General features: G+C 51.8%; 5 protein-coding genes. 3 read left to right on the top strand and 2 right to left on the bottom strand.

Annotated features, from left to right (window positions below; genetic code table 11):
- Window positions 1-62: 62 nt before the first annotated feature.
- Window positions 63-977: a 23S rRNA (adenine(1618)-N(6))-methyltransferase RlmF gene (gene rlmF, locus B3007_RS02330; protein WP_068441983.1), complete on the bottom strand. Its 915-nt coding sequence runs from the start codon at window positions 975-977 to the stop codon at window positions 63-65.
- Between the two features lie 62 nt (window positions 978-1039).
- On the opposite strand from rlmF, the gene B3007_RS02325 reads away from it, so the two are divergent.
- The 3 genes from B3007_RS02325 to tusA are packed head-to-tail and all read left to right on the top strand — an operon-like array spanning window position 1040 to window position 3391.
- Window positions 1040-1927, top strand: coding sequence for an alpha/beta fold hydrolase (locus B3007_RS02325; protein WP_301378263.1), 888 nt, complete (start codon window positions 1040-1042; stop codon window positions 1925-1927).
- Window positions 1924-3135, top strand: a complete 1212-nt coding sequence (locus tag B3007_RS02320; protein ID WP_301378262.1) for an MFS transporter — start codon at window positions 1924-1926, stop codon at window positions 3133-3135. Before B3007_RS02325 ends, B3007_RS02320 begins: the two co-directional genes overlap by 4 nt.
- A 10-nt stretch (window positions 3136-3145) precedes the next feature.
- The gene (gene tusA / locus B3007_RS02315) at window positions 3146-3391 is read left to right on the top strand and encodes a sulfurtransferase TusA (protein WP_076518202.1); all 246 of its coding nucleotides are present in this window, start codon (window positions 3146-3148) and stop codon (window positions 3389-3391) included.
- A 107-nt stretch (window positions 3392-3498) separates the two neighbouring features.
- On the opposite strand, the gene B3007_RS02310 is transcribed toward tusA, so the two are convergent.
- Complete coding sequence (locus tag B3007_RS02310) at window positions 3499-6096, bottom strand: DUF349 domain-containing protein (protein ID WP_301378261.1); 2598 nt, start codon at window positions 6094-6096, stop codon at window positions 3499-3501.
- Between the last annotated feature and the right edge of the window lie 221 nt (window positions 6097-6317).

Raw genomic sequence — 6317 nt, 5'->3', positions numbered from 1 at the left:
AACAACGGGACGGGTCCATATAAGCGATTCAGCCGGAGGCTATTCGCGATTCATCAATTCGATCAATCTACCGCTTGAAACGTCCAGACAAGAACTCGCGTCTGCTTCTTACCCTGTGTCATTTCAATGACCTTAACGTCTGTTGCGCCTGCTTTATTCGCAAGTTTCGACAGTGGCTTCACGCTCTCCGCTTTTGATACCAGGCTAGTAAACCAGCGTATTTGCGACGCAAACTGCTTACTTTCTTTAATCATTTTTTTAAGAAAAAGCGCTTCGCCGCCGTTGCACCAGAGTTCATTTTTCATACCGCCAAAGTTGAGCAGAGGCTCGCTCTTAGGTTCTGCTTTACCTTTGTTGAGGTTGGCGACTTTCCGTTGACTGCCGCGCAGAGCGTCTTCTGCAGACGCATGAAAAGGCGGGTTGCAAACCGATACGTTGAATTGGTCTTGTGGCAGAACGACACCTTCAAACATCTTGTGCTTGTCCTGCTGTAGTCGAAGGCTGATGCGGGGCTTCAAAGCCGGGTTGTTTTTCAAAATCTCCGCGACATTATCCAAAGAAGCCTCACTGATGTCGGTTGCAACACACTCCCAGTCATAAACACTGCTCGCCAGAAGTGGGTAGATGCCGTTGGTACCGGTACCAATATCCAGCATACGCACATTCTTATCGGGCTCTATCGAATCCAGCAAATCGGCGATGTAGTGAATGTAGTCAACCCGGCCCGGAACAGGAGGGCAGAGAGCACCGTCAGGTATGTCCCAGCCAGTTACTCCGTAATGCTGCTTAAGGAGAGCAGCGTTCAGCGCTTTTACAGCTGACGGGTTGGCGAAGTCTATCGTCTGCTGAGAAGAAGGTGTTCTCGTTATATAGTTAGCGAGATTCGGGGATGCCTTAATCAACTGATAAAAATCGTATTCCTGATTGTGAATGTTTCTGGGGTGCAGTTTTTTCATACGGGCAGTTATCTGAGGCATACTGGGTGACACCTGCGAGAGTATACAGGTAGTCAGACCTTCTGAACTAACACGGGAAAATCATGACTGTAAGTAACGGATTGGCTGCGTGGCACAAGCAAGGGCAAACGGCCGAATTCAGGGGACATCAGATCTTCTATCAGGATTCCTGTGCCGGTGAGGAGGTGATTCTCCTGATCCATGGCTTTCCAACCGCTGGGTGGGATTGGCACTACATATGGAAAGCGCTGAAGAACGACTACCGCCTTATTAGCATCGATATGTTGGGTTTTGGCTTTTCCGATAAGCCTGCTGACTTCCAATTTTCTATTCATGCCCAAGCAGATCTGATTGAGTCTGTCCTGACCGAGCGGGGGATTCAGGAAGCGCATATTCTGGCCCATGATTATGGTGATACCGTGGCGCAGGAATTAGCTGCACGACACCTCGATCCAGAGTCTGAGCGTCTCCAGATACTAACTATGACGTTGCTGAATGGAGGTCTTTTCCCTGAGCAGCATAGAGCGCGTCTGATTCAGAAGTTGCTGGTCAGCCCTGTTGGTCCTTTATTATCGAAATTCGCCTCTCGTCAAACGTTTGAGAAGAACCTGAATGCGGTGTTCGGTGAATATACAAAATTGGATTCATCGGAGGCGAACGATCTCTGGCATTTGTTCTCACGTAATGATGGGCATAGAAAATCTCATATCATGCTTCATTATATTGCCGATCGAAGGAAACACAGGGAGCGTTGGGTAGGAGCGCTTCAGAAGTTGGATGTACCTCTATTGTTAATTGACGGTACTGCCGACCCTGTATCAGGTGGGCACATGGCAGATCATTATGAATCTTTGATACCTCAGCCGAACGTAGTCCGCCTGAATGGAATAGGTCACTATCCACAGTTAGAAGCACCACAAGCTGTGCTGGAGCATTTTGTTTCCTTTATCGGTTCGAATAAAAACATATGAACACGCCACTTAAATGGTTCGCTCTGATTTCTCTGTATCTTGTTCAGGGCCTTCCCCACGGCTTCTTCGGCCAGGCAATGCCCGTGCTGTTGCGTGAGCAGGGCGTCGATCTCAGGTCTATCGGGCTGATGTCTCTGGTAGCACTGCCCTGGGCACTGAAATTCATTTGGGCGCCGGTGCTGGACCGGGTCTCCATCGTTCCCGGAGAGTATCGTCGCAGCTGGATTCTGGCAATGAATCACACCGCTGTGCTGGTTCTGATTGGCTTGTCGTTTGTCCCGTTGCCATGGCTGACGAGCGATGGCGTGTTAGCGCTGGCTCTTGTTCTGATGGCCGTGAATCTATTAACCGCCACGCAGGATATCGCCACTGATGCGGTCGCTGTAGAGAACCTTAAACCTGAAGAGCGCGGTCTCGGTAATGGTATTCAGGTGGGGGGCTATCGTGTCGGCATGGTGCTGGCCGGTGGCGTTCTGCTGTCTTTCTTTAATTACCTTGGCTGGCAGTTTTCTTTGCTGTCCGTCGCAGCGCTGATGTTTCTTGGTAGTTTACCTTTGTACTTCTGGAAGCCACGTCGGCATACCAAAGCAGAGCAGGGCGTCTGGAAGCAGTGGTCTGGTTTCTTTCGTCTCGACAGCCCCTGGTTATGGCTGGCTTTGATTGCGCTTTATAAGTTTGGTGATGCGTTCGGGACTCAGATGATCAGGCCTTATCTCTCTGACCTGGGTGTCACACTTGAGCAGATGGGAGCTTTACTCGGCATTGGTGGTTTTCTTGCGGGCCTGTCTGGTGCCTTGTTCGGAGGCTGGCTGACCGGCCGGATGCCCCGGGCCTATGCATTAGTCTTGTTCCTTCTCTTTGAAACCGTCGCGATGCTTGGTTATTCCCTGATTTCTGCAGGGGATATGTTTACGATCTGGCTGGCCGTGATTGCCGAACACGTGGCGGGTGGAATGGCCACTGCAGCCCTGTTTACGGTCATGATGGATCGCTGCCGCGAGCACTCAGAGGGCGCGGATTATGCCTTTCAGAGCTGCGTAGTCATAATCACCGGAATGGTCGCAGGTGCCTTGTCGGGGTATAGTGCCACCCATATTGGTTACGCGGGTCATTTCACCGTTGCGGCGGCACTCTGTGCAGCAGTGATTTCTATCGTGGTGATGGCTCAGCGTCGCGGTCTCTTTTTGACTCTCAGATTTTCACATTAACAGGATCACTATGACTGATATCGCCAGAACATTAGACGCCCGCGGGCTTTTCTGCCCAGAGCCGGTAATGATGCTTCACAAAGAAATTAATGAAATGGCGATCGGCGAAGTCATACAGATACTGGCAACAGACCCTTCAACCGTGCGCGATTTTACGCGCTTCTGTGCGTTTCTCAGCCATGAAATGCTGGTTAACGAAGAAGTGGATGGGGAGTATCGCTTTCTGATCGTGAAGGGCGCCGAAGAGGAAGAGTAGCTCTCGTCGCTACAAATAAAAACGGGCCTTTGAAAGGCCCGTTTTTATTCAGACAGCAGCCGGTAGACAGCTGCACCTCCATACAATGACTCACCGCTTCCTGTGCGTTAAATAATCGCTCGCAGTGCAGCAATAAATCGCTCAGTCAGCACAGTATCTGCGTCTGCTGTCAGCCATTGCTTAATGAGCGCATTACGCTCTTCTTCTTTGCTGAGATTTCTTCCCATGCCCTCTGCAAGGCGCTGAACCTGAAGCTCCATGCGCGCCGGCTTATCTTCGACCGGTGATTCAACATCAGCCAGTATTTCCATCGTGATGCAGAGTTTTCTGGCATCAGCCGTAGTGCTTTCCTGAGTGAACCAGGCAGCTTCAATGCCCGAAGGCAGAGCAGCGTCAGACTCAGGTGTCTCATTGGTCGAAATTAACCCCAGCAGAGTATCCCAGCGACCACGCTCTTCTGCGGCTTTAGCTGCGCTGCGTTCAGAGTTAATACGCTCCTCAATGTCGTTGAGCGATTTAACAAGGCGTCCGTGTGCTCCTTTTGGAAGCTCAATATCTGCAAGCTTTTCACGAGCTTCGGTTACTGCCGCAATACCTTGATTTTCTGCGTTCGCTTTTGCTTCTTCAACGATGGCTTCCGCATTGGCTACCGTTTCGTTAATTTCAGCTTTACGGGCATCGCGTGCGTCATTCAATTGAGCAAAAACAGAATCTGCATGCTTACGCAGCTGGCTCCATAGTTTCTGGTCCGGACCGCGAGGGGTCACGCCGACCAACTTCCAGTCCTGTTGGATTTTCTTCACTGTTTCTGCTGCTGCGCTCATATCGTCGCTGTTCGCAGCCGCTTCAGCAGCGCTGACCAGAGCGCGCTTCTGATCTAAATTACGATCGTATTCGGCTTTCAGGTGCGCATAGATCGCGTCGCAGACGTCGTTAAATGCTTTCTGGGTTTTCTGGTGAGACGCACGATCAACCGGCGAATAAGAGCGGAAGGTATCACGGGCGGCATTCAACGTATTCTGCACCGTTTTCCAGTCTGCGCTGTCCCAGTCCATGTTGGCTTCGTAATGGCGTAGCTCTTCGGTGAGCTGATTACGCAGTGATACCAGTTTCTCACGCTGCTGAGCCTGTTCTGCAAAATAAGCTTTGCACGGCTCAAAGGCCTTGTCAGAGGCTTCCTGGAAGCGCTGCCACAGATCCCGGTCATTCGAGTGGCCAAGAGATTTCCACTCGGTCTGAAGCTCTTTAATACGCTCGGCCAGTAAGTCCGGCGCAATATCGGCGTCGATTAAGGCTTCCATCTGCTCGCACAGGGCTTCCTTCTTCGGCGTTACAGCAAAGCCCTGCCAGTCGCGGAGTTCGTTCAGCTGATTGGTCAGCAGACGAAGGCGGCCCTGCATCTGGTTCTGTGTCTTTTGCGTCAGCTTGTCGTTCAAACGATGAATCTGCTTGAGCGCGCTGGCAGCGTCTGCAACAACTTTTGCTTCCAGTGCGCTTTCGAGCGTTTCAATAAGCGCCTCGGCTTTAGCGCGGGCTTCGCTGTCATCCTGTTTCGCCGGTGCTGGCTTTGCCGCTTTCGGCTTTTCACCGGCCGCTTTTCTCAGAGCTTTCAGCCATTCTGGAGCGCTGGCACTGTGCGGCCAGGCAAAGTGTGGAAGGTGCTCACGTGCCTGCTCTGGAGACAGTTCACCCTTAATGTCTTCATGCTCTGCGAGGTATTGCAGGGCTGACGCTGCGGTTGTGATTTCGGCAACGGCATTATCGTACTGCTTTTGCTGGCTTGCGGATGCCGAATGTTTAGCTGTGGCTTCTGCCCAGGCCCCTTCTTCGCTGAGGAGAGTTTCTTTCAGACTTTCAGCGGTGGAGTCATCACTGATGCTTTCCAGTGCATCCTGCAGGTGAGCAAGGATACGCTGTTGCTGTTCAGTCGCTTGCTGCAGTTCAGCTTCGAGTGCTGCGGCTTTTTGCTCTTCTTCTTTCTGCGCAGTCAGAATCGCTTCAAGTTTTTCCAGCAGGGCGGGGATATCCGCTGTGTCAAAGCCTTCGATGGCGTTCTGAAGGTCCTGCCAGCGTTGTTTCAGTATCTGCACTTTACCTGTGAACTCCGGGCCATAGCCCAGGCGCAGCAGGGTCTCTGCATTACTGCGGATGTAGTCAATTTTGTCCTGAATTTTCTGGCGGGCTTCCTGTTCTGCGTTGAGTGCCGCAAGGGCATCTTTGCAGTGGCGGTAAACGGCCTTGTCTTTGCCCTGAGCATGTTTCTGCAGTTCGTGCAGTGCATCGGCTGAAATAATCGTTTCTGCTGCTGCCAGACGTACGCGTGCCAGAGAATGCTCTTTGGCCAGCGCCAGGCGAGCCGGTTCGTCACCGATTGCAGCAACCGCAGACTTTGCCAGCGCGGCATCCTGAGTCAGTGATGCGATACGGGTCAGAACCTGATCATTCGCACCACTGGGTAGCGCTCCTGACGGGGCAAGACGCTCAAGCCAGACAGACTCAATCTGCTGGCGGGTCTCCTTATCTGCCTCACGGATCAGAGCTTCCAGCTCGTTCTCTTCGGTTACTTCTTTAATCAGTGTCAGACGGCGGTCGCTGTCTTTCTCGCTGAGAATTAACTGACGCCCAGTTTTCGCGGCCGGCGCTTTCTTAGTGTCGGTCGCGTTGCGGGTTTTGTCCCTGTTGAATAACTTTTTGAATAGAGCCATGAAGTTCGCTTACAACAAATGTTCTCGAAAAGGACGATCATTCTAACGTCATAGCAGCAGAGGGGAAGCGCAGAATTGAGTCAGTAGCAGATTGATGCAGAAGGCGAGACGACCCCTTAAAGCTGTGGTAAGGTAGCGAGACTAGTATTAGGGCACCTCTGATTAATGCAGTCGTGCTGCGCGTGAGTCCTGTAACGCTTTAGATCGAGGCGTTGATCGAA

Origin of the sequence: Thalassolituus sp. UBA675, from assembly GCF_002297765.1 — a bacterium.
GTDB lineage: Bacteria > Pseudomonadota > Gammaproteobacteria > Pseudomonadales > Oceanobacteraceae > Thalassolituus.
The sequence above is the reverse complement of the archived record's forward strand: the minus strand, read 5'-3'. Positions and strand labels throughout refer to the sequence as shown.

Coding starts and splice junctions, on each gene's coding strand:
- rlmF (WP_068441983.1), bottom strand. CDS start 977: ATGCCTCAGATAACTGCCCGTATGAAAAAACTGCACCCCAGAAACATT.
- B3007_RS02325 (WP_301378263.1), top strand. CDS start 1,040: ATGACTGTAAGTAACGGATTGGCTGCGTGGCACAAGCAAGGGCAAACG.
- B3007_RS02320 (WP_301378262.1), top strand. CDS start 1,924: ATGAACACGCCACTTAAATGGTTCGCTCTGATTTCTCTGTATCTTGTT.
- tusA (WP_076518202.1), top strand. CDS start 3,146: ATGACTGATATCGCCAGAACATTAGACGCCCGCGGGCTTTTCTGCCCA.
- B3007_RS02310 (WP_301378261.1), bottom strand. CDS start 6,096: ATGGCTCTATTCAAAAAGTTATTCAACAGGGACAAAACCCGCAACGCG.